The sequence below is a fragment of the Novosphingobium malaysiense genome (assembly GCF_000802225.1).
Classification (GTDB): Bacteria; Pseudomonadota; Alphaproteobacteria; order Sphingomonadales; family Sphingomonadaceae; genus Novosphingobium; species Novosphingobium malaysiense.
In genome coordinates this window covers 390,523-407,578 of the sequence record NZ_JTDI01000007.1, presented here as the reverse complement: position 1 = coordinate 407,578, position 17,056 = coordinate 390,523, and the positions used below count along the sequence as shown (strand labels likewise).

Genomic DNA, 17,056 nt, shown 5'->3' with positions numbered 1-17,056 from the left:
CGTGCTCGAATCCAAATTAAGAGGTCTTCTGGGTGCCGACCCACGTCATACCTATCTAATTGTTTTTACGTCGTTAAATTAAATTTCTCACAGCCCAATACCTTGCATTGAGACAGATACATGCTTTGCCATGTACCAGTTTCTACATGGTACCTTGCATCGCCCAGTAGCTTGCCATATACACTGCTCATCCGCAGGAGTTGATTCGATGTCCGAAATCGAAATCCAGTTGAAAAAGGGGGTGCTCGGGCTTTGCGTGCTTGCCCTGCTGTCACGCGGTGACAGCTACGCCTACGAGATCGCGAGCCGCATGGCCGATGCTGTCGATATGGGTGAAGGCACTATCTACCCGCTCATGCGCCGCATGCAGTCCGAGGGGCTGGTGACCACTTATCTCGAGGAATCGCCCTCGGGACCGCCGCGCAAGTACTACCGCATCACCGAAACCGGCCGTTCACGGCTGACCGCACAGGTCGAAGAATGGCGTGGCTTCACCGCCGCCGTCGACGGCCTGATCGACGGCGCCGCTGCCGCCTCTTCGGAAGAGCCCCAGAGCCAGGAAGGGGAAATCAGCCATGACGCGTAATGCATTCATCAAGCGCCTGCAGGCCGGCCTCAAGGGCATGCCTCAGGACGACATCGCCGAGATCGTTGCCGACTACGAAGCGCACTTCGAAGCCGGCCTCGCCGAGGGCAGAAGCGAAGAGGAGGTCGCAGAGGCTCTCGGCAACCCGGCCCGCCTCGCACGCGAACTGCGCTTCGAGGCAGGGTTCCGCAACTGGGAGAGCGACCGATCTCCCTCTTCCGCATGGGCAGCCATTCTCGCCTTCATGGGCCTGGCGACGATCGACATCCTGATCCTCCTGCCCATCGTTCTGCCGATCATCGGCGTCGTCATCGCCCTGTTCGTAGCCGTGGTTGCCGTGTTCATCAGCGGCGGGTTCGTGTTCATCGTCGGTCCGTTCAGCGGATTTCCGGGTGGCTGGCTCGTTGCACTGCTGGCAGGCCTCGGCATCATGAGCGGCTCCGTCGCTGCCGCCGCCCTGCTCACGCTGGTCAGTATCTGGATCATCAATGCGCTCATGTGGTTCGGCCGCCTCCACTACCGCGTAATCGAACCCGCCATCCAATCCGAAGCCTGAAGAGACGATAGAAAGGAAACATGTGATGTTCAGGAAGCTGCTCATCGTATTCGCCAGCGGCGTGATCCTGTCGATCGTCGCATTCAGTGCGGCCTGGCTGTTCGGCGGCGACAAGTTCCGGCAAGAATTCTACGACCACGATGGTTGGTCCTGGACCATCGGCGAGGACGATGAAGACCAGGGCCCCCGCAAGTCGCGCAGCTTCACGGTGGAACCGGGCTCGCAGCTCGCCATGGAAATCCCTGTGGAGCTCAGCTTCAACCGTGGCGACAAGGCCGAAATGGTGGTTACCGGTCCGGCAAACATCGTTGATCGCCTGATCTGGGAAAACGGCAGACTCTCGGTTCCCGGCCAAGTGCATATGCGCCACGGGTTGAAGGTGAAGATCACGGCACCCGAGATCACCGGGCTGGACCTCGATGCCCCGGGTGACGTGACGCTCGTCGGAATGCAACAGGAACGCTTCACGCTGAAATCGGAAGGCGCGGTCAACCTCGATGCGGAAGGCAAGGTCCGCAAGGTTTTCATCACCACCGAAGGCGCAGGAAATATCGACCTCGCCAAGGTCGAAGGCGAAGACGCGACCGTCCGCATGGACGGCGTCGGCAATGTCACCATCGGCGCCACCGGCCTTGTCGACGTCGAAATCAATGGCGCCGGCCACGTCACCCTGGTCCGCAAGCCCGAAACGCTGCGCAGCCAGATAAACGGCATAGGCTCGGTCGACCACGACTACTGATCGCAAACCTTCTGGGAAAAGCCGCCGGGCGTTCAGCCCCCTGCCCTGACGTATCCGCAGTGAGGCCGCGCCATGTCTTCCAATGGCGCGGCCTTTCGGCATCGTACGACCCGCGTTTCGCCGGCCGGCAGGAATTTCGGACTCAATGTACCGGCGGATCCTCCGGCGGCACGGTGCCCACGGCGGAGATCGGCTCGCCGGGCTCGCGCGGCGGCAAGGCGTTTTCCGGAACCTCGGGAATCTGCATGGCCGGCGTCGCGACCCGTTCGAGGTTGCGGGCCTCGACGTGCAACGTGTCGCCATCGATGGTGATTTCGTTGAAGCTCGGAGGGGTCGAGCGGATACGTCTGGAGAGCGTTCCCGCCCCGACCATGCGCAGGGGACCCGCAGCCGTATCGGCAGTCAGATCGAAGGGATCATGGATATGGCCGGAAAGGATCGCCATGACCTTGCGCCCAGCCAGAGCTTCCATCGTGCTGGTACCGTTGATCGTCAGCAGCTTGCCGTCGCGTTCGCGTCGCTCGGTCAAAGGATGGTGTGCCGTCACCAGGATGCGGGTGCCTTCCGGGTGAGCATCGATCGCCTCGAGGCAATGGTCCAGCGCCCTCTCCGTGACCCACCCGTTCGACCAGGGAAACCGTTGGTACTGCGCCCGCGTGGTTGTCCGCAGCGGCACGATTGCCAGGTCGGGCAGATCCAGCTGCGTTTCGACCAGCTTCTCGATCTTCTTGAAGCGCTGGTAGGGCGCGAAAAAGCGCTGGTAGAGGTTGAAATACGGAATGTCGTGATTGCCGACCTCGACCGTGACCGGCACATCAAGGGCGGTAATCCACTCGCAAGCCGCCCGAAATTCCCGGTGCCGCGCCCGCATCGTCAGATCGCCGGTGATCGCGACGGCATCCGGCCGCTCCCGCGCGATGCAGTCCCTGACCCAGTCGATTGCCCGCTGGTCCTCGAGTCCGAAGTGTATGTCGCTCAGGTGGAACAGCTTGATCGGGCCGCAAGGCATCGAGGAAACCTTACCGTGCATCGCCGCGAACCTCGTCGATGGTCGTGATCAGATTCATCTCGCAGGGTACGGGTTCGAACGTTTCTTCCGCACTGCCATCGAACGGCTCACCGTCGATCAGGAGGCCCATCGGCTCCCCTTCCGGACAAACCAGGCGAACCTCGTCGTGCAGGCCCAGTTCGTCATGGGGGCCGTCGCGAAAATTGCGGTTGAGCAGAGCGATGCCCTGCCCGGCATAATCACCCAGCGTTTCGGCGTAATAGCCATTCGCTTCAAGGCCGTCGTCTTGTGGGGTCACGGTGATGGCGGCATAGCCTTCATCGCGGCCGCAGTCGACCTCCTCGCAAAGCACCTTCGGCGCATTCGTCGAATGCCGGATCGCTTCCTGGGTCGTCGCCACCACTTCCAGCAGGTCGACCGAGCGCAGCGCCTCGCGCACCTCGTTCCAGATCGCCCCCGGCCCCGCGAGAACGCCGGTCAAGGCGATGCCGTAGCGGGTCCTGATGACCAGAGGCCGGGTGCAGCGCCAGCGCCCCGAAGCCAGGCGGGTCACGATCTCCGGTGCGGGTACGTCGCCGTGCACGCGCTTTGACAGCAGGTTCATGGTCCCGCCGGGCAGCACCAGAACCGGCCCATCCCATTGCGCGGCCTGTTTCATGACAGCGTGAACGGTTCCATCTCCGCCGAACACGGCCAGAATATCAACGCCGGCCTCCGCAAGCTCGCCCTTATCGGGTGCTGGTTCATCCGGGAACGGAATGACACGCTGCAGATCGAGGCCCACCTCCGCGAACGCGGTCCGCACCTCGCGCACCGTCTCCTCGCTGTTGCTGCCGCTTGCGGCATTGCACACGAGCCAGACGATCCTGGATCCGGGTTCTTCCAATCGGGTCATGTCAGCAAGAACCGGGCATGGCCTGCCCGGTTCCCGTCAGACCCTGCCACTCGCGATCAGCCACGCCGAGAAACCGTTGAGAACGGTGTAGAGAGCATAGACCCAGGTCCAACCGATCGATCCCGCTGCGGCCATGATCATGGCGCCCAACAGCATCACGAATTCGACAAGCAAGCTCAGACGACCCCCGAGCGGCTGGAACAGCCAAGGCACCTGCGCCAGCATCGGATGGCCGCTTTCCAGAACTGCCTTGTGGGCGGCGAAATTCACGACACCCAGACAAAAGACGACAACCACAGCCAGCATTGCCCCCTTTGTACAGTCTGCCGCCTGGACTGGCTAGCGACCTGTTCTGCGTCTCCTTGCGAATTGCGACTCCTGCCGGCCCAGACGCCGGGACCTTCTTCATGTCGTTCATCGACTACAAATGTCGTTCGTCCGCTGCCTGCGCATTTTGTCGAGCTTCGACGCGCCGCAATCGAAGCCTGCGTGAACCGGCGGGGGAACGGGTGCACAACACACTCATCGAGCCGCACAGCCCCCCAGCCGGCTCACAGAGGAGGAAAGATCACATGTTCAAGAATGCCCCCATCGCCGCTGCCCTGATTGGCCTCGCCCTCACCGCTGCCCCCGCCATGGCGGGTGCCGGCGACGCATCGAAGGTTCGCGTCGAATACAAGGATCTCGACCTGACCACGGCCGATGGCCAGCGCACGCTGGAGCGTCGCCTCGATGCAGCCGCTCGCAATGCCTGCGGCTACGAAACCCGCGTCACCGGCTCGAACCTGCCGAGCATGCATGCACGCCAGTGCTATCGCCAGGCAAAGAGCCGCGCCAAGGACGTCATGGCATCGGCCATCGACAAGGCCACTTCGGACGCTCGCCTGGGCGGTTGAAGCCAATCACAGGGCAGGCTTGCATCCCAACGTACAGGCCCCCTTCCCATCACCTGAATTCACCAGGTCCCAAAAAAATAAGACCCGGAAAAAACTGGCAGGCCCTTACCGGCCTGCCATTTTTTTTACGGCCGGCAGATAAGTGCGTCCGATCCGCAGGGCATCACCGTCTGCCGTTTCCACCGACCAGACCCCGAGACCTTCGTGTCTCAGTCCCGAAACATGATCGCGCCTCACGATGTAACTGCGGTGGATCCGAATGAATCTTTCCGGATCAAGCCGTTCTTCGAGACTGGTGATCGTTTGTAGCAGAAGAAAACTCTGCTCGCCGACGTGCAGCCTGACGTAGTCTCGCTCGGCATCGATGCGCTGGACATCGCTGGCAGGCACGCGAACGAGCTCGGATCGATGCGGGACCCAGAATTCCTCGAGCCAGTGACTGGATTGCTCGGACCGTTGCTGGCCGCGCCGGGCAATGACGCGCCCGACCGCGCGTTGGAGACGATCGGGCGATACCGGCTTGAGCACATAGTCCACGGCATCGAGATCGAATGCCTCGACGGCAAACTCGTCGTGTGCAGTGACGAAGATCACCGCAGGCGGATTGTCCTGGCCGGAAAGTTCCCGAGCGACCGTGAGCCCGTCGGTCTCCGGCATCGTCAGGTCGAGCAGCATCAGGTCAGGATTAAGCGCATCGGCAAGCCGCAATGCGGCCTGCCCGTCACTGGCCGTCCCGACAACGTTCACCCCGTCGATGCCGGCACATATCACCTGCATGCGTTCGACAGCGAGCGGCTCGTCGTCGACGATCAGGGTGCGAAGGGGCGCAGCGTCCGGTTCGCCCCCGGGGTTCGGGTCAGACACGGCCGAGGTCCAGGGGCATGCGCAACTCCGTTTCAAACCCGCCTTCGGGCCTCTTTCCGAATTTCAGCGTGCCAGCTGCACCGAAACGGGCCTTGAGGCGATCGCGGACATTTGCCAATCCGATGCCGCAGCCCTCAGCCTTGCTCCGTTCGGCGCCCGGTCCGTCGTCTCCCACGGTAATGACCAGCTGGCCGCCTTCGCGCCGGGCCTTGATGCTCACCGTTACGGGCCGCTGGGTGGCAGCGACGGCGTATTTCACTGAATTTTCGACAAGAGGCTGAAGGATCATGCCAGGCACCATCGCATCGATGGCGGCCGGGTCAATATCGATTTGCGTCAGCAATCGATTGGGAAACCTGACCGCCTCGATCGCGAAATAGAGTTTCTGCAGTTCGATCTCGTCCACCAGCCGCAAGTCGCTCGTCGGGTCGCCTGAAAGAGTTCGCCGATAGAACGTCGACAGCGTCTGTATCATGTGCTCGGCATCTTCCTTGCGGCCGGTCATCACCAGCGCAGAGAGCGAGTTGAGCGTGTTGAAGAGGAAGTGCGGATTGACCTGGTAGCGAAGGCTGCGCAGCTCTGCCGCTTCGGCAGCGCGCCGATACTCGCTTTCGCGCCTCTCGGCAGCACGGGCTTCCTCCGCCTTGGCGAGGGCGAAATAGAGGGCGACCCAGGCCAGCACCAGGAAGTACCGTCCGAAGGCATTGTCCGCGATCGCTACCCAGCGCCCGTAATCCTTGCCCCAGACCTTGCCCGTATGGATGGTGATCGCCGATCCGTCGTCTTCCACCACCGGCGCTTCCTCGGGATTTCCGCTGGCGTCGGGACTTGGTGGAACTGGAGGCATCTTTGGCAAATCCACCAGGATGTTGCCGGCCTCGTCCCGGGAAATGCGGACTTTTCCGGCCTTGATCGCTGCCGCATCTTCTTCGCTACCGAAGGCCTGGGCCATCTCGATATCGGAGAAAATCGTCTCGTTGATAATGCTGAGCAACAATGAAAGCGGCAGCGCGCCAATGAGCACGACGGCCAAGCGCACGGCGTTCGACTTGCGGTCGAGCAATTGCAGCAGCGGCCACACCGCGACCATGACCAGCATGGAAAGGATGCAGATCGTGAGCCGGCGCGAAATGATGGGCCACGCGAAATCGAAACCCATGAAGGCGCCGCGCAGCGTGGCGACCATGAAATAGCACGCCCACAAGGCGGCGAGCGAGAGGATTACGAGGCGTGCCGGAACACGCGGATTATGGATTACATCCGTCATGACCGCCCCGGATAGCCCGAAAAAAGCCATGCGCGCCAGTTCGCCGGTCGGCGCGCATGGGTCGTTGGTCGAACGATAGCCTCAGTCTGCGAGCAGGCCTTCCTTGGCAATCTTTTCCTGCCACACCAGCGGGGCGAGCTGGTGGACGTTCTTGCCTTCGGAATCGACCGCAACGGTCACCGGCATGTCCTCTACGGTGAACTCGTAGATCGCTTCCATGCCGAGGTCCTCGAAACCGACGACCTTGGCTTCCTTGATCGCGCGGGCCACGAGATAAGCCGCACCGCCGACAGCCATGAGATAGGCCGACTTGTGCTTGGCGATGGACTCGGTGGCCGCCGGGCCGCGTTCGGCCTTGCCGACGCAGGCGAGCAGACCCTGTTCCAGCATCATGTCCATGAACTTGTCCATGCGCGTCGCGGTGGTCGGGCCTGCCGGGCCGACGATCTCGTCGCGCACCGGATCGACCGGGCCAACGTAATAGATCACGCGGCCCTTGAACTCGACCGGCAGCTCCTCGCCCTTCTCCAACATGTCCTGGATGCGCTTGTGCGCGGCGTCGCGGCCCGTGAGCATCTTGCCGTTGAGCAGAAGGCGGTCGCCCTGCTTCCAGCTCTTCACGTCCTCGGCGGTCAGCGTGTCGAGATCGACGCGGATCGCTTCCTTGCTGGGCTTCCACTCTACCTCGGGCCATTCGGCGAGGTTCGGCTTTTCGAGGTAGCTCGGACCAGAACCGTCGAGCGTGAAGTGCGCGTGGCGGGTAGCGGCACAGTTCGGGATCATCGCGACCGGCTTGTTCGCCGCGTGGCACGGCCAGTCGAGGATCTTGACGTCGAGAATGGTCGAAAGACCACCCAGCCCCTGCGCGCCGATGCCCATCGCATTGACCTTGTCGAAGATCTCGATGCGCAGTGCCTCGATATCGTTCTGCGGACCACGCTCCTTGAGCTGGCCCATGTCGATCGGGTCCATCAGGCTCTGCTTGGCGAGCTTGACGCAGTGTTCGGCGGTACCGCCGATGCCGATGCCCAGCATGCCCGGCGGGCACCAGCCGGCACCCATCTGCGGCAGCATCTCGAGCACCCAGTCGACGATCGAATCGCTGGGATTCATCATCTTGAACTTGGACTTGGCTTCGGAGCCGCCGCCCTTGGCCGCAACGTCGACAGACACCTTGCTGCCCGGAACCATACTTACTGAGAGAACAGAAGGCGTGTTGTCCTTGGTATTGCGGCGGGTGAAGGCGGGATCGGCCAGCACCGAGGCGCGCAACTTGTTTTCCTTGTTGCCGTAAGCGCGGCGCACGCCTTCGTCGACCACCTCCTGCAAGCTGCGGTCGGATTCGAGGCGGCAGTTCTGGCCCCACTCGATGAAGACGTTGACGATGCCGGTATCCTGGCAGATCGGACGGTGCCCCTCGGCGCACATGCGGCTGTTGGTAAGGATCTGCGCGATGGCGTCCTTGGCGGCCGGACCCTGCTCGGCCTCGTAGGCCTCACCCAGAGCGCGGATATAATCCATCGGATGGTAGTAGCTGATGTATTGCAGGGCGTCGGCGACACTTTCGATCAGGTCGTCTTCGCGGATGGTCACCATTTCGGCCATGGACTAAGCGCTCCCGGTTACGCGGATCACGTGAATTTCGCGCCGCTCCCATAAGCCCGGCACCGGGGATCGTCAAAGTGATCGTCCAACTGCTGGCATGGATCGACAAGGGTATCGTCAAAGCGCTTGGCCTCCATGCCGCCTTCGCCTAGAAGGCCCCCCAGAAAGTGCCGTTGTTGCGGAAGCTTGAAGCGCATGGCGCTCGATGTCCGCGAATGCATGAGGGAATTGCACCAGATGACCTTGACCGAGGATCGGTCGGCGCCAGAGGCCGAACAGACCGCCGCCGCCAAGTCCGCCGCCCGCCACGCCATGATCGTCAGCCAGCTGCGCACCAGCGGCGTGAACGAACCCTGGGTGCTCTCTGCGATGGCCCAGGTGGCGCGGGAAGATTACGTGCCCGAAGCACTGCGCGATGCCGCCTATATCGATCGTGCGATCCCGCTCGGGAACGGACGCTTCCTGGCCGCTCCGCTGGTCCACGGCAAGATGCTCGCCGAAGCCGCACCGACGAGCGCCGACAAGGCGCTTCTGGTAGGAGACGGAAATGGCTACCTGGCCGCACTGCTGCGCCCCCTGGTCGGTTCGCTCGACACCGTAGACCCCACTGCCGTTTCCAGTCTTTCCGGCGAGGGTGGCTATTCACTGGTAATCATCGACGGCGCCGTGGAAGAACTTCCCGAGGTCCTTTGCCAGCAGATGGCCGAAGGCGGACGCATCGTGACTGGTCTGGTCGTGCGGGGTGTCGGCCGTCTGGCGACTGGCTGCAAGGCGGCTGGCTCGGTGTCGCTACTCCCGCTTGCCGAACTCGGTATCCCCGCCCTCCCCGAATTCGCGGCCCCAAAGCGCTGGAGCTTCTGACCATGCCCCGGTTCGTGCGTCGGGCCGGGTTTCTGGCCGGCGGCGCCCTATTCGCCACCTGCTCCGGCACAGTGCTTCACGCAGATACGCTGCGCGAAGCGCTGATCATGACCTACCAGACCAACCCGTCCCTCCAGGCGGCACGCGCGCAGCTGCGCGGCACCGATGAAAACGTGCCGATAGCGCGCGCGTCCGGTTTGCCCAGTGTCTCCTCGGATGCGACCTATACCGAATTCGTCAAGCGCAGCCCCAATTCCTTCACCAGCCCTGAGCGGGCGCTGTCGGCCAACGTCGACCTCGGCGTTCCGATCTATTCCGGCGGCGCCGTCAAGAACCGGATCAAGGCCGCCAAGATCAGGGTCGAAGCGGGACAGGCGGACTTGCGGAGCGCAGAAAGCCAGATCTTTTCAGCGGTGGTTGCCGCCTACATGGACGTGATTCAGAACCAGGCCATCGTCGGCCTGAACCGCAAGAACGTCGATGTGCTCAGCGTGAACTTGCAGGCGACCAGCGACCGGTTCGAAATCGGTGACGTGACCCGCACAGACGTGGCCCAATCGCAGTCCCGCCTCGCTCTCGCGCAGAGCGACGCTCGCGCTGCGGAAGCCAACCTTGCTGCCGCGCGCGAAGCCTACATCCGGCTCGTCGGCAAGGCACCGGACGATCTGGCCGCACCGCCGCCACTGCCCAACCTGCCGTCGTCGCCGGACCAAGCCGTCGACATCGCGCTCGACAACAACCCGGACCTCATCGCCGCACGCGAACAAACCCGGGCCGCGAAGAAGGACATCGACGTGGCCGGTGCTGGGCGCCTTCCCCGCGTCAGCCTCTATGCGTCTGGCGGCTACAACAACTATTTCAATACGCTCGGCGGACCGAGTTCGGCTGCCTTTTCGCAAAGGGAGACCACGGGGCAGGCCGGAGCGCAGATCTCGATTCCCATTTTCCAGGGCGGCCTACCCGCCGCCCAGCGTCGCCAGGCGCAGGCGCAGGCTTCGGCCGCGCTCGAAAACGAGATCGCCACCGAACGCGCGGTCATCGCGGATGTGCGATCCGCCTATTCCTCATGGATCGCCGCGAACGATGTCATCCGGTCCTCGAAAGTCGCGGTCGATGCGGCAGCCCTCAGTCTCGAAGGCGTTCGCGCGGAAAATTCCGTCGGCAACCGCACGATCCTCGACATCCTCAATGCCGAACAGGAATCGCTCAACGCCCAGGTGCAGCTCGTGACCGCGCGGCGTAATGCCTACGTGGCCGGCTTCAACCTCCTGGCCGCAATGGGCCGGGCCGAAGCGCGCGACCTGAATCTCGACAGCGACATCCTCTACGACCCCGAACTCAACTACAAACGGGTGCGCGGCAAGATCTTCGACTGGGACAGCGACCCGGCTCCAGTCGCCCGCTCCACGCGCACCGTTGACACGCCGGTGCAGGACGGAGACATTCCGGAACAGTAACCGCCGTCCCCGAATCGGGGCGAGGCGTGCATGCGTCCTTTCAGGATGCATCAGGGGGACAGTTGGAATGCATCAGAACGACGAACCTTCGGTCGAGGAAATTCTCCAGTCGATCAAGCAAGTGATAGCCCGGGACAACCGGGCCGGAGCGCGCGTCGAACGTCAACGGCGCGCCAACGTCGGCGTGATCGAAGAAAATCCGTTCCCCGGGGCGGAGCCCGAAGACGACGTCTTCGAGTTGCCGGAAACGGCTGAGGTAAATGAAGATTCCGGTAAAACGGAAGTAGAGCCCTCGCTGATCGGGGACCAGGTGCGCGATTCGATGCGCGAATCGCTTGCCGCACTCGCCATGCTGTCCGAACCGAGTGCGCCCCCCCGGATCGTCCGTTCCGGCGAAACCTCGCTGGAGGACCTGACGCGCGAACTGCTGCGTCCGGCACTGGCGGAGTGGCTCGACAAGAACCTGCCGCCGCTGGTCGAGCGTCTCGTGGCCGCCGAGATTTCCCGGATCGTCGGCAAGAAGGGCTGAGCAATACGATTCCAGGCTGGACCTGCGGGTCGGCCCTGCCTACGTCGCTATTCATGGCGAAACCCGATCCTGCGCTGCTCGATCCTGCGCGCTATCCCTTCACATGCCGGTCGGAGCCGCGGTTCGGCGACCTCGACGTCAACATGCACATCAACAACGTGTCCATGGCAGGTCTGCTGGAAGATTCGCGCGTCCGTTTCTACCACGCCTGCGGTTATCGCGACCTCCTGGTGGGCAAGACGTCGATGGTCGCGAGCGTGGCCATCGAATATCTCGGCGAAGCATCCTATCCAGACAGCGTAGAGATCGCCTGCGCCATGGAACGGGTCGGCCGTACCAGCCACCAGGTGGTGCAAGTCGTCACACAGGACGGAAGGCCTGTCGTCTTCGCCCGCACGGTTCTGGTGACTGTCGGCGCTGAAGGCCCGGCCGCGCTACCCGAAAGCTTTGCCGCTGCGGTAAAACCCTGGATGCTGAGGCCGTGACAAATTCAGCCTCCGACATCGTAAGGGCGCAGGATGCCCTCGCCAAGGCTGGCGGTAATGGCATTCACCGGCACATCTTCATCTGTGCCGAGCCGCAGAAAGGCGAATGCTGCTCTCCCGAAAAGGGCCGAGCGGCGTGGAAATATCTCAAGAAACGCCTCAAGCAATTGGGACTGGATGGCCGGGGCGGCGTCGCAAGGACCAAGGCCGATTGCCTGCGCATTTGCGCCGCAGGACCGGTGGCAGTCGTCTGGCCGGACGGAGTCTGGTACCATTCCTGCGACGAAGACGCGCTCGAACAGATCATCCAGCAGCACCTTATCGGCGGCCAGCCCGTCGAGGAATATCGCCTCAGGCCTAAGCAGGACTGAGCCGGACCGCGGCTACCTCAGAGAGTCCTCTTCCTCCAGCGGATCGACAATGCAATCGTCGTGTCCGGTTCCGCTCGAAAGAAACACCAGGCCCATCAGCGCCGACGTCAGAAGCATCGTGAAACCGATCCCCAGAGCGGTGGCGATATAGAAATGCACCGAGACCATCCCGTTGGAGCGGTAAAGCACGATCACCGCCACTGCCACGAGCCCCACCGTGGCAAGCATCATCCACCGCATGATGCGTAAATACCGTGCCCAGGCGTGCGCAGCGTTCTTCGGATCGTCGAGAGGCGAGCGGGGGACCATGCCCCCCATGTGAGGATTATCGGCCTGCCTCGCAAGTCCATCCTGACACGACGCGCGCAATGCGGGACGAAGTGGCGGATCTGCGGGGCTTGTGGTATTTTGCGCAAGTCTGATCCTGCGGTCAGGTTCAAGCACAAACAGGGAGAGTTCGAAGATGACCATTGGGCGCCTCATCGAAGGTCGCGACGCCACTCTAACATGCGACGTCTCCACCACCGTGCGTGACGCTGCCGCCATTCTGGCCGAACGCCGTATCGGCGCATTGCCGGTCATGGAAAACGGCTCGATCGCCGGCATGTTCTCGGAACGTGACGTGATCTACCGGCTGCGCGAATTCGGCCCCGACATGCTCGACATGCCCGTCGGGGACGTCATGACCAAGCCAGCGGTGACCGTGGGACCGCACACTCCGGTCCTCAGTGCACTGGCTCTGATGACCCGGCGGCGCATCCGCCACCTTCCGGTCGTGGAAGACGAAAAAATGATTGGTTTCGTGTCGATCGGCGATCTGGTGAAATACCGGATCGATGCCATGGAGTCGGAAGCGGCCGCCATGCGCGACTACATCAGGACGGCCTGACGCCGCCCGATCGCTGGCCCACAAGCTGCCCTCCCGCCTTGCCGCGTGGAGCAGAGGCGCTTACATCCGGGCCATGGACCAACAAAGCATCACTCTCAGCCCGTCGGCAGCCGCCCGTGTCGCGGCAATTGCGGAAAAGCAGGGCAAGCCGGCAATCCTGCGTCTTTCGGTGGAAGGCGGCGGGTGCTCGGGCTTCCAGTACAAGTTCGGACTGGCCGATGCCCCCGATTGCGACGATCTTGTCGCGGAGACCGATGGCGTCCGCCTCGTTGTCGATCCGATGAGCCTCGATCTCGTTGATGGCTGCGTCGTCGATTTCGTCGAATCGCTTGGCGGTGCCGCTTTCCGGGTCGAGAACCCGAACGCCGCTGCCGGCTGCGGATGCGGGTCGAGTTTCTCGGTGTGAGAAAAATCGCGTCGTTCAATATCAACGGCGTGAAGGCACGCCTGCCCCGACTGCTCGAATGGCTGGAAGAGACCCGGCCCGCGGTTGCCTGCCTGCAGGAAATCAAGTCCCAGGACGAAGGCTTCCCGATCGCCGAGTTCGAAAAGCTCGGGTACAAGGGCATCTGGCACGGCCAGAAGAGCTTCAACGGCGTCGCCATCCTTGCCGACGGCGAACAGCCGGTTGAAGTGCAGCGCGGTCTGGACGGCGAACCCGAGGACGATCACTCGCGCTATCTGGAAGCCGACGTTTTCGGCCTGCGCGTGGTCTGCATCTACCTGCCCAACGGCAACCCGGTGCCCGGCCCGAAATTCGACTACAAGCTGCGCTGGATGGAGCGGTTGCGCCGCAGGATGCATACCATCAAGGCAGAAGAGGTCCCTGCCATCGTCACCGGCGACTACAACGTGATCCCCACGGACCACGACGTCTGGTCGCCCAAGGCCATGGCCGCCGATGCGCTGATGCAGCCGGAATCGCGCGATGCCTATTTCCGTCTGCTGGGAGACGGTTGGACCGATGCCCTGGCGACACACAATCCCCGCGGCGGGGTGTGGACGTACTGGGACTACCAGGCCGGTGCATGGCAGCGCGACCACGGCTTTCGCATCGACCACGCGCTGCTTTCACCCGAACTCGCTGATCGACTCGTAGCCTGCGGCGTCGACAAGTCGCATCGCGGCCGGGAAAAGGCCAGCGATCACGCGCCGGTCTGGGTTCAGCTGCGCGACTGATTGTCGGGGCGAGGAACCAATCGGCCGCCCCGCCCGTTCATCAACGGTAGAAAATGTGATTGTCGATGCGCCCCACGCGCGTGAGGCGCCAGTTCGGCGAAATGCGTGCCGCGTGGAAGAAGAGCGCGCCCTTGGCCGGGCTGACCCAGCTATCCGCCTTCGCAATCTGCGCGATGGCCACGGCCCGGCGCCATGCCTCGGAGCGCTCGCGTATCTTCGGCATCGAGCGGCCCCGCACGAAAGAGAACTGTGACCGCTGATAGACCACGCCGCAATAGCTGTCGGGGAACCGACTAGAGGCGGCACGGTTCACAATCACGCGGCCCACGGCCAGCTGACCTTCAAGGGTCTCCCCGCGGGCCTCGAAATAGATAGCTCCGGCAAGGCAGCGCATTTCTCGGCCGAGCTTGCCCGGCATGCTCTGTTCGGAAACGAGCTGCAGCAAGGAACTGGCCGTCGGCTGCATATCGGTTGCAGATGATTCGCTGGTCTCGTCCGTGCCAGCGTCCTCGTCAGTTGCGAGAGGCTGTACTACGGGCTTGGAAACGAACTCCACTGCGGGTTCCTGTTTGGCGGGACTCGGAATCATGTCCGAGGCCTCTGCGCCCGAACCCTGGGCGCTCAACAAAGCGGTAAACGCCGTAGCGGCCAGCGCCATCGCGCTCGCCCACTGAACTTTGCTTCGCATTTTGCCTTGGTCAAATGCGGTGAACCTTCAGACACAGATCTGACCGTGAACGCTCCTTGCGATCTGGAGCATCCGGATCACGCTCGGACCTGCCGACGATTCCCCGTCTGCGTGCTAGCCCGAAAGACCGAAATGCCTTCCAGGCCGCCTACGCCTCTGCGACGGCCCCTTAACTTGCAAAGCTTGCAAGTCAATCAGGAATCTTAATTCGGGTCGATGAAGCGTTCGCCGTCTGCGATATCCAACTCGACGATCCAGAGATCGGGGTCCTGCCCACCTCTTCGAGTCAGGTAATCATATATTTTCTCTTTATTTTCTGTATCTTGCGATTTTACGCAGTGCCATTTGCGCGTGCCGTCGAGCTGCGGCATACGCTCGTAAGCCCGCACATTTTCGCCATTTTCGGTGAGTACGACCATGATCGTCCCGGCGTCGCGTTCACCTTTCTTGATTACCGCTGGGAAACCTCCAGCCGCCTGGACGTTGCGCACGAGCCCCGAGACTTCGATATGGGCGGGAACGCGAGCATCCATCGATCAATCCCCTCGGGCCCCAGCATAACCGGGCAGGCCCGACAGGGCGATTCGCGAACGCATGAAGGTCCCGGTACCGCGGCCCACTTCTTCGCCTTCCTCGTCGACCAGCCGCGATTCGGCCACGAGAACGCGCCGACGCCCACTCACCCAACGTCCTTCCGCAACGACCCGGCCGCCCTTGATCGGTTTGCTGAAATGCAGGTTGAACGATGTCGTCAGCAGGAAACGGTCGGTAACCAGCGTGTTAGCTGCGTAGAATGCCGCATCGTCCAGCATCTTGAAGTAGATCGTGCCATGAGCCGCACCGGCCGCGTGGAACGAATCGGGCTCGACCAGAAAAGTTATCCGCGAAAGTCCTTCGCCGACGATCTCGAGCCTGGACTTGAACTTGTGGTTGATCGGCGCTGAAGCATAGAGGCCTTCCAGCGCGCGCCAGTGGAGATCTGCGCCGGAGACTTCAGGCGCCTCTCCGTGCTTCAGATCATGCGGCATCACGATCGATGACGTTGCTGAGCAGGCTGAACAGCACTTCCGGGCCGGGTGCTTCCAGAAGCGCTTCATGCATGCGTTCATCACGCATCATGCGCGAAATGGCCGCCAGGGCATGGAGATGCGTGGCGCCGGCACCTTCGGGAGACAGCAGGCCAAAAACGAGATCCACCGGCATGCCGTCCGCCGAATCGAATTCGATCGGGGATTCCAGGCGCATGAATGCCGCCACCGGTCGTCCAAGGCCGGGCAGCCGCGCATGGGGAATCGCGATGCGACGCCCGAAGCCCGTGCTGCCCAGTTCTTCCCGTTCGACGATACGTGCCAGCACGGCATCACGATCGAGATCGTAGACCTCCGCGAATAGCGCCGCGAGCTGTCCCAGAATGAGATCCTTGCTGTCCGCACGGGCCGCAGTCACGGCTTCGGGCAGCAGAGTAAAAAGACCAGTCATGACGATTCTGATTCTAGGCTTTGATCGGTTTCCAAATGATGCATGCCCCCAACCCCCGGTAAACCGGGGGTTTTTCCCCTATCTTCCGATCAGAAGTTCGGCTTGCTTCGGCAGCGTCAGTGCGGTTCGACCCAGCCGATCGAGCCGTCGCCGCGGCGGTAAACCATATTATGACGCCCAGTTCCAGCATTTTTGAAGAACAGGGCCGTCGTGTTGCGCAGGTCCAGCATCATCACTGCATCCGATACGGTCGCTTCGGGAACATCGACCCGAGTCTCCGCAATCACCACGGGCGCATCCGTTTCCGTCTCCTCTTCGCGCTCCGACGCGGATTCTTCGAAAATGGTGTAACCGGCTTCTTCGTACGCGGCATCTTCCACTGCCATCGCGTGCTGGGCCTGTTCGTGACGATCCTTGAGGCGGCGCTTGTATCGCCGCAACTGCTTGTCGATCTTCTCGGCGGCCTGGTCGAGGGCAACGTGGGCGTCATGCGCCACGCCGGTGCCCTTGAGTACAAGGTTCTGCATTACGTGCATGATGATATCGCATCGGAATGCGCCGGCCGGAGCCCGCCCGAAGGTCACGTGCGAAGACAGCGCTCGACTGAAATACTTCTCGATGATCGCCGTCAGTCGCTCGTTGGCGTGAGTCTGCAGGGCTTCACCAGTGTCGACCTGATGACCGGAGACGCGAATATCCAT

The 17,056-nt window shown here is 62.4% G+C and carries 24 protein-coding genes; 12 read left to right on the top strand and 12 right to left on the bottom strand.

The genetic code is table 11. The features are described 5' to 3' along the window. Positions 1 to 208 precede the first annotated feature (208 nt). The 3 genes from LK12_RS21380 to LK12_RS21370 are packed head-to-tail and all read left to right on the top strand — an operon-like array spanning position 209 to position 1,881. Positions 209 to 586 carry a PadR family transcriptional regulator gene (locus LK12_RS21380; RefSeq protein ID WP_039288754.1) on the top strand — a complete coding sequence of 126 codons (378 nt, stop codon included), beginning with the start codon at positions 209 to 211 and terminating at the stop codon, positions 584 to 586. Then, positions 576 to 1,142 (top strand): DUF1700 domain-containing protein, encoded by a 567-nt coding sequence (locus LK12_RS21375; RefSeq protein ID WP_039288752.1) that lies wholly within the window; start codon positions 576 to 578, stop codon positions 1,140 to 1,142. The genes LK12_RS21380 and LK12_RS21375 overlap by 11 nt, the downstream gene beginning before the upstream one ends. 25 nt (positions 1,143 to 1,167) lie before the next feature. Beyond that, positions 1,168 to 1,881, top strand: coding sequence for a GIN domain-containing protein (locus LK12_RS21370; protein WP_039288749.1), 714 nt, complete (start codon positions 1,168 to 1,170; stop codon positions 1,879 to 1,881). A 142-nt stretch (positions 1,882 to 2,023) separates the two neighbouring features. Here LK12_RS21370 and LK12_RS21365 read toward each other — a convergent pair whose 3' ends face one another. Genes LK12_RS21365 through LK12_RS21355 form a run of 3 tightly spaced genes read right to left on the bottom strand, consistent with a single transcriptional unit; the run spans position 2,024 to position 4,091 of the window. Continuing rightward, entirely contained in the window at positions 2,024 to 2,911 is an 888-nt protein-coding gene (locus LK12_RS21365) for a metallophosphoesterase family protein (RefSeq protein WP_231568439.1), read from the bottom strand. Beyond that, complete coding sequence (locus tag LK12_RS21360; RefSeq protein ID WP_039288743.1) at positions 2,901 to 3,785, bottom strand: diacylglycerol/lipid kinase family protein; 885 nt, start codon at positions 3,783 to 3,785, stop codon at positions 2,901 to 2,903. The genes LK12_RS21365 and LK12_RS21360 overlap by 11 nt, the downstream gene beginning before the upstream one ends. A gap of 36 nt (positions 3,786 to 3,821) precedes the next feature. Next, positions 3,822 to 4,091, bottom strand: coding sequence for a hypothetical protein (locus tag LK12_RS21355; protein ID WP_039288740.1), 270 nt, complete (start codon positions 4,089 to 4,091; stop codon positions 3,822 to 3,824). A gap of 266 nt (positions 4,092 to 4,357) precedes the next feature. Here LK12_RS21355 and LK12_RS21350 point away from each other — a divergent pair, with 266 nt between their 5' ends. Beyond that, the gene (locus tag LK12_RS21350; RefSeq protein ID WP_039288738.1) at positions 4,358 to 4,681 is read left to right on the top strand and encodes a UrcA family protein; all 324 of its coding nucleotides are present in this window, start codon (positions 4,358 to 4,360) and stop codon (positions 4,679 to 4,681) included. A gap of 105 nt (positions 4,682 to 4,786) precedes the next feature. Here LK12_RS21350 and LK12_RS21345 read toward each other — a convergent pair whose 3' ends face one another. The 3 genes from LK12_RS21345 to LK12_RS21335 all read right to left on the bottom strand — a co-directional run bounded on the left by LK12_RS21345 (position 4,787) and on the right by LK12_RS21335 (position 8,417). Next, the gene (locus LK12_RS21345) at positions 4,787 to 5,545 is read right to left on the bottom strand and encodes a LytR/AlgR family response regulator transcription factor (protein ID WP_039288736.1); all 759 of its coding nucleotides are present in this window, start codon (positions 5,543 to 5,545) and stop codon (positions 4,787 to 4,789) included. Further along, on the bottom strand, positions 5,538 to 6,812 hold the full coding sequence (locus tag LK12_RS21340; RefSeq protein WP_039289702.1) for a sensor histidine kinase: 1,275 nt from the start codon (positions 6,810 to 6,812) through the stop codon (positions 5,538 to 5,540). The genes LK12_RS21345 and LK12_RS21340 overlap by 8 nt, the downstream gene beginning before the upstream one ends. Positions 6,813 to 6,893: 81 nt before the next feature. Continuing rightward, positions 6,894 to 8,417, bottom strand: a complete 1,524-nt coding sequence (locus LK12_RS21335) for a fumarate hydratase (protein WP_197063611.1) — start codon at positions 8,415 to 8,417, stop codon at positions 6,894 to 6,896. Between the two features lie 237 nt (positions 8,418 to 8,654). Here LK12_RS21335 and LK12_RS21330 point away from each other — a divergent pair, with 237 nt between their 5' ends. The 5 genes from LK12_RS21330 (at position 8,655) to LK12_RS21310 (ending at position 12,120) form a co-directional block, all read left to right on the top strand. Beyond that, positions 8,655 to 9,278 (top strand): protein-L-isoaspartate O-methyltransferase family protein, encoded by a 624-nt coding sequence (locus LK12_RS21330; RefSeq protein WP_039289697.1) that lies wholly within the window; start codon positions 8,655 to 8,657, stop codon positions 9,276 to 9,278. Between the two features lie 2 nt (positions 9,279 to 9,280). After that, complete coding sequence (locus LK12_RS21325; protein WP_039288734.1) at positions 9,281 to 10,735, top strand: TolC family outer membrane protein; 1,455 nt, start codon at positions 9,281 to 9,283, stop codon at positions 10,733 to 10,735. Positions 10,736 to 10,802: 67 nt separating this feature from the next. Further along, positions 10,803 to 11,264, top strand: coding sequence for a DUF2497 domain-containing protein (locus LK12_RS21320; RefSeq protein ID WP_039288731.1), 462 nt, complete (start codon positions 10,803 to 10,805; stop codon positions 11,262 to 11,264). Positions 11,265 to 11,317: 53 nt separating this feature from the next. Further along, on the top strand, positions 11,318 to 11,749 hold the full coding sequence (locus LK12_RS21315; RefSeq protein ID WP_039288728.1) for an acyl-CoA thioesterase: 432 nt from the start codon (positions 11,318 to 11,320) through the stop codon (positions 11,747 to 11,749). After that, positions 11,746 to 12,120 (top strand): (2Fe-2S) ferredoxin domain-containing protein, encoded by a 375-nt coding sequence (locus LK12_RS21310; protein WP_039288726.1) that lies wholly within the window; start codon positions 11,746 to 11,748, stop codon positions 12,118 to 12,120. Before LK12_RS21315 ends, LK12_RS21310 begins: the two co-directional genes overlap by 4 nt. Before the next feature lie 12 nt (positions 12,121 to 12,132). On the opposite strand, the gene LK12_RS21305 is transcribed toward LK12_RS21310, so the two are convergent. Next, the gene (locus tag LK12_RS21305; protein WP_039289695.1) at positions 12,133 to 12,429 is read right to left on the bottom strand and encodes a hypothetical protein; all 297 of its coding nucleotides are present in this window, start codon (positions 12,427 to 12,429) and stop codon (positions 12,133 to 12,135) included. Positions 12,430 to 12,583: 154 nt separating this feature from the next. Between LK12_RS21305 and LK12_RS21300 the strand changes: the two genes are divergently transcribed. The 3 genes from LK12_RS21300 (at position 12,584) to xth (ending at position 14,188) form a co-directional block, all read left to right on the top strand. Beyond that, positions 12,584 to 13,009 carry a CBS domain-containing protein gene (locus LK12_RS21300; RefSeq protein ID WP_039288723.1) on the top strand — a complete coding sequence of 142 codons (426 nt, stop codon included), beginning with the start codon at positions 12,584 to 12,586 and terminating at the stop codon, positions 13,007 to 13,009. A gap of 73 nt (positions 13,010 to 13,082) precedes the next feature. Further along, entirely contained in the window at positions 13,083 to 13,415 is a 333-nt protein-coding gene (gene erpA / locus LK12_RS21295) for an iron-sulfur cluster insertion protein ErpA (protein ID WP_039288721.1), read from the top strand. Next, positions 13,412 to 14,188 carry an exodeoxyribonuclease III gene (gene xth, locus LK12_RS21290; protein ID WP_231568438.1) on the top strand — a complete coding sequence of 259 codons (777 nt, stop codon included), beginning with the start codon at positions 13,412 to 13,414 and terminating at the stop codon, positions 14,186 to 14,188. The genes erpA and xth overlap by 4 nt, the downstream gene beginning before the upstream one ends. A gap of 40 nt (positions 14,189 to 14,228) precedes the next feature. On the opposite strand, the gene LK12_RS21285 is transcribed toward xth, so the two are convergent. From LK12_RS21285 to hpf, 5 genes are all read right to left on the bottom strand, one after another. Then, positions 14,229 to 14,876: a cell wall hydrolase gene (locus tag LK12_RS21285; protein WP_039288717.1), complete on the bottom strand. Its 648-nt coding sequence runs from the start codon at positions 14,874 to 14,876 to the stop codon at positions 14,229 to 14,231. A gap of 203 nt (positions 14,877 to 15,079) precedes the next feature. Then, complete coding sequence (locus LK12_RS21280; RefSeq protein ID WP_039288714.1) at positions 15,080 to 15,409, bottom strand: DUF1491 family protein; 330 nt, start codon at positions 15,407 to 15,409, stop codon at positions 15,080 to 15,082. 3 nt (positions 15,410 to 15,412) lie between these two features. Next, a complete protein-coding gene (locus LK12_RS21275) occupies positions 15,413 to 15,904 on the bottom strand; it encodes a PaaI family thioesterase (protein WP_039289692.1) in 492 nt (163 codons plus the stop codon). Then, entirely contained in the window at positions 15,894 to 16,355 is a 462-nt protein-coding gene (locus tag LK12_RS21270) for a PTS sugar transporter subunit IIA (protein ID WP_039288712.1), read from the bottom strand. Before LK12_RS21270 ends, LK12_RS21275 begins: the two co-directional genes overlap by 11 nt. 116 nt (positions 16,356 to 16,471) lie before the next feature. Further along, the gene (gene hpf, locus LK12_RS21265; RefSeq protein WP_039288711.1) at positions 16,472 to 17,056 is read right to left on the bottom strand and encodes a ribosome hibernation-promoting factor, HPF/YfiA family; all 585 of its coding nucleotides are present in this window, start codon (positions 17,054 to 17,056) and stop codon (positions 16,472 to 16,474) included.

Bases quoted from the DNA above. Each gene is read 5' to 3' on its own strand.
- LK12_RS21380 (WP_039288754.1), top strand. From the start codon at position 209: ATGTCCGAAATCGAAATCCAGTTGAAAAAGGGGGTGCTCGGGCTTTGC.
- LK12_RS21375 (WP_039288752.1), top strand. From the start codon at position 576: ATGACGCGTAATGCATTCATCAAGCGCCTGCAGGCCGGCCTCAAGGGC.
- LK12_RS21370 (WP_039288749.1), top strand. From the start codon at position 1,168: ATGTTCAGGAAGCTGCTCATCGTATTCGCCAGCGGCGTGATCCTGTCG.
- LK12_RS21365 (WP_231568439.1), bottom strand. From the start codon at position 2,911: ATGCACGGTAAGGTTTCCTCGATGCCTTGCGGCCCGATCAAGCTGTTC.
- LK12_RS21360 (WP_039288743.1), bottom strand. From the start codon at position 3,785: ATGACCCGATTGGAAGAACCCGGATCCAGGATCGTCTGGCTCGTGTGC.
- LK12_RS21355 (WP_039288740.1), bottom strand. From the start codon at position 4,091: ATGCTGGCTGTGGTTGTCGTCTTTTGTCTGGGTGTCGTGAATTTCGCC.
- LK12_RS21350 (WP_039288738.1), top strand. From the start codon at position 4,358: ATGTTCAAGAATGCCCCCATCGCCGCTGCCCTGATTGGCCTCGCCCTC.
- LK12_RS21340 (WP_039289702.1), bottom strand. From the start codon at position 6,812: ATGACGGATGTAATCCATAATCCGCGTGTTCCGGCACGCCTCGTAATC.
- LK12_RS21335 (WP_197063611.1), bottom strand. From the start codon at position 8,417: ATGGCCGAAATGGTGACCATCCGCGAAGACGACCTGATCGAAAGTGTC.
- LK12_RS21330 (WP_039289697.1), top strand. From the start codon at position 8,655: ATGACCTTGACCGAGGATCGGTCGGCGCCAGAGGCCGAACAGACCGCC.
- LK12_RS21325 (WP_039288734.1), top strand. From the start codon at position 9,281: ATGCCCCGGTTCGTGCGTCGGGCCGGGTTTCTGGCCGGCGGCGCCCTA.
- LK12_RS21320 (WP_039288731.1), top strand. From the start codon at position 10,803: ATGCATCAGAACGACGAACCTTCGGTCGAGGAAATTCTCCAGTCGATC.
- LK12_RS21315 (WP_039288728.1), top strand. From the start codon at position 11,318: ATGGCGAAACCCGATCCTGCGCTGCTCGATCCTGCGCGCTATCCCTTC.
- LK12_RS21305 (WP_039289695.1), bottom strand. From the start codon at position 12,429: ATGGTCCCCCGCTCGCCTCTCGACGATCCGAAGAACGCTGCGCACGCC.
- LK12_RS21300 (WP_039288723.1), top strand. From the start codon at position 12,584: ATGACCATTGGGCGCCTCATCGAAGGTCGCGACGCCACTCTAACATGC.
- erpA (WP_039288721.1), top strand. From the start codon at position 13,083: ATGGACCAACAAAGCATCACTCTCAGCCCGTCGGCAGCCGCCCGTGTC.
- LK12_RS21285 (WP_039288717.1), bottom strand. From the start codon at position 14,876: ATGCGAAGCAAAGTTCAGTGGGCGAGCGCGATGGCGCTGGCCGCTACG.
- LK12_RS21280 (WP_039288714.1), bottom strand. From the start codon at position 15,409: ATGGATGCTCGCGTTCCCGCCCATATCGAAGTCTCGGGGCTCGTGCGC.
- LK12_RS21275 (WP_039289692.1), bottom strand. From the start codon at position 15,904: ATGCCGCATGATCTGAAGCACGGAGAGGCGCCTGAAGTCTCCGGCGCA.
- LK12_RS21270 (WP_039288712.1), bottom strand. From the start codon at position 16,355: ATGACTGGTCTTTTTACTCTGCTGCCCGAAGCCGTGACTGCGGCCCGT.
- hpf (WP_039288711.1), bottom strand. From the start codon at position 17,056: ATGGATATTCGCGTCTCCGGTCATCAGGTCGACACTGGTGAAGCCCTG.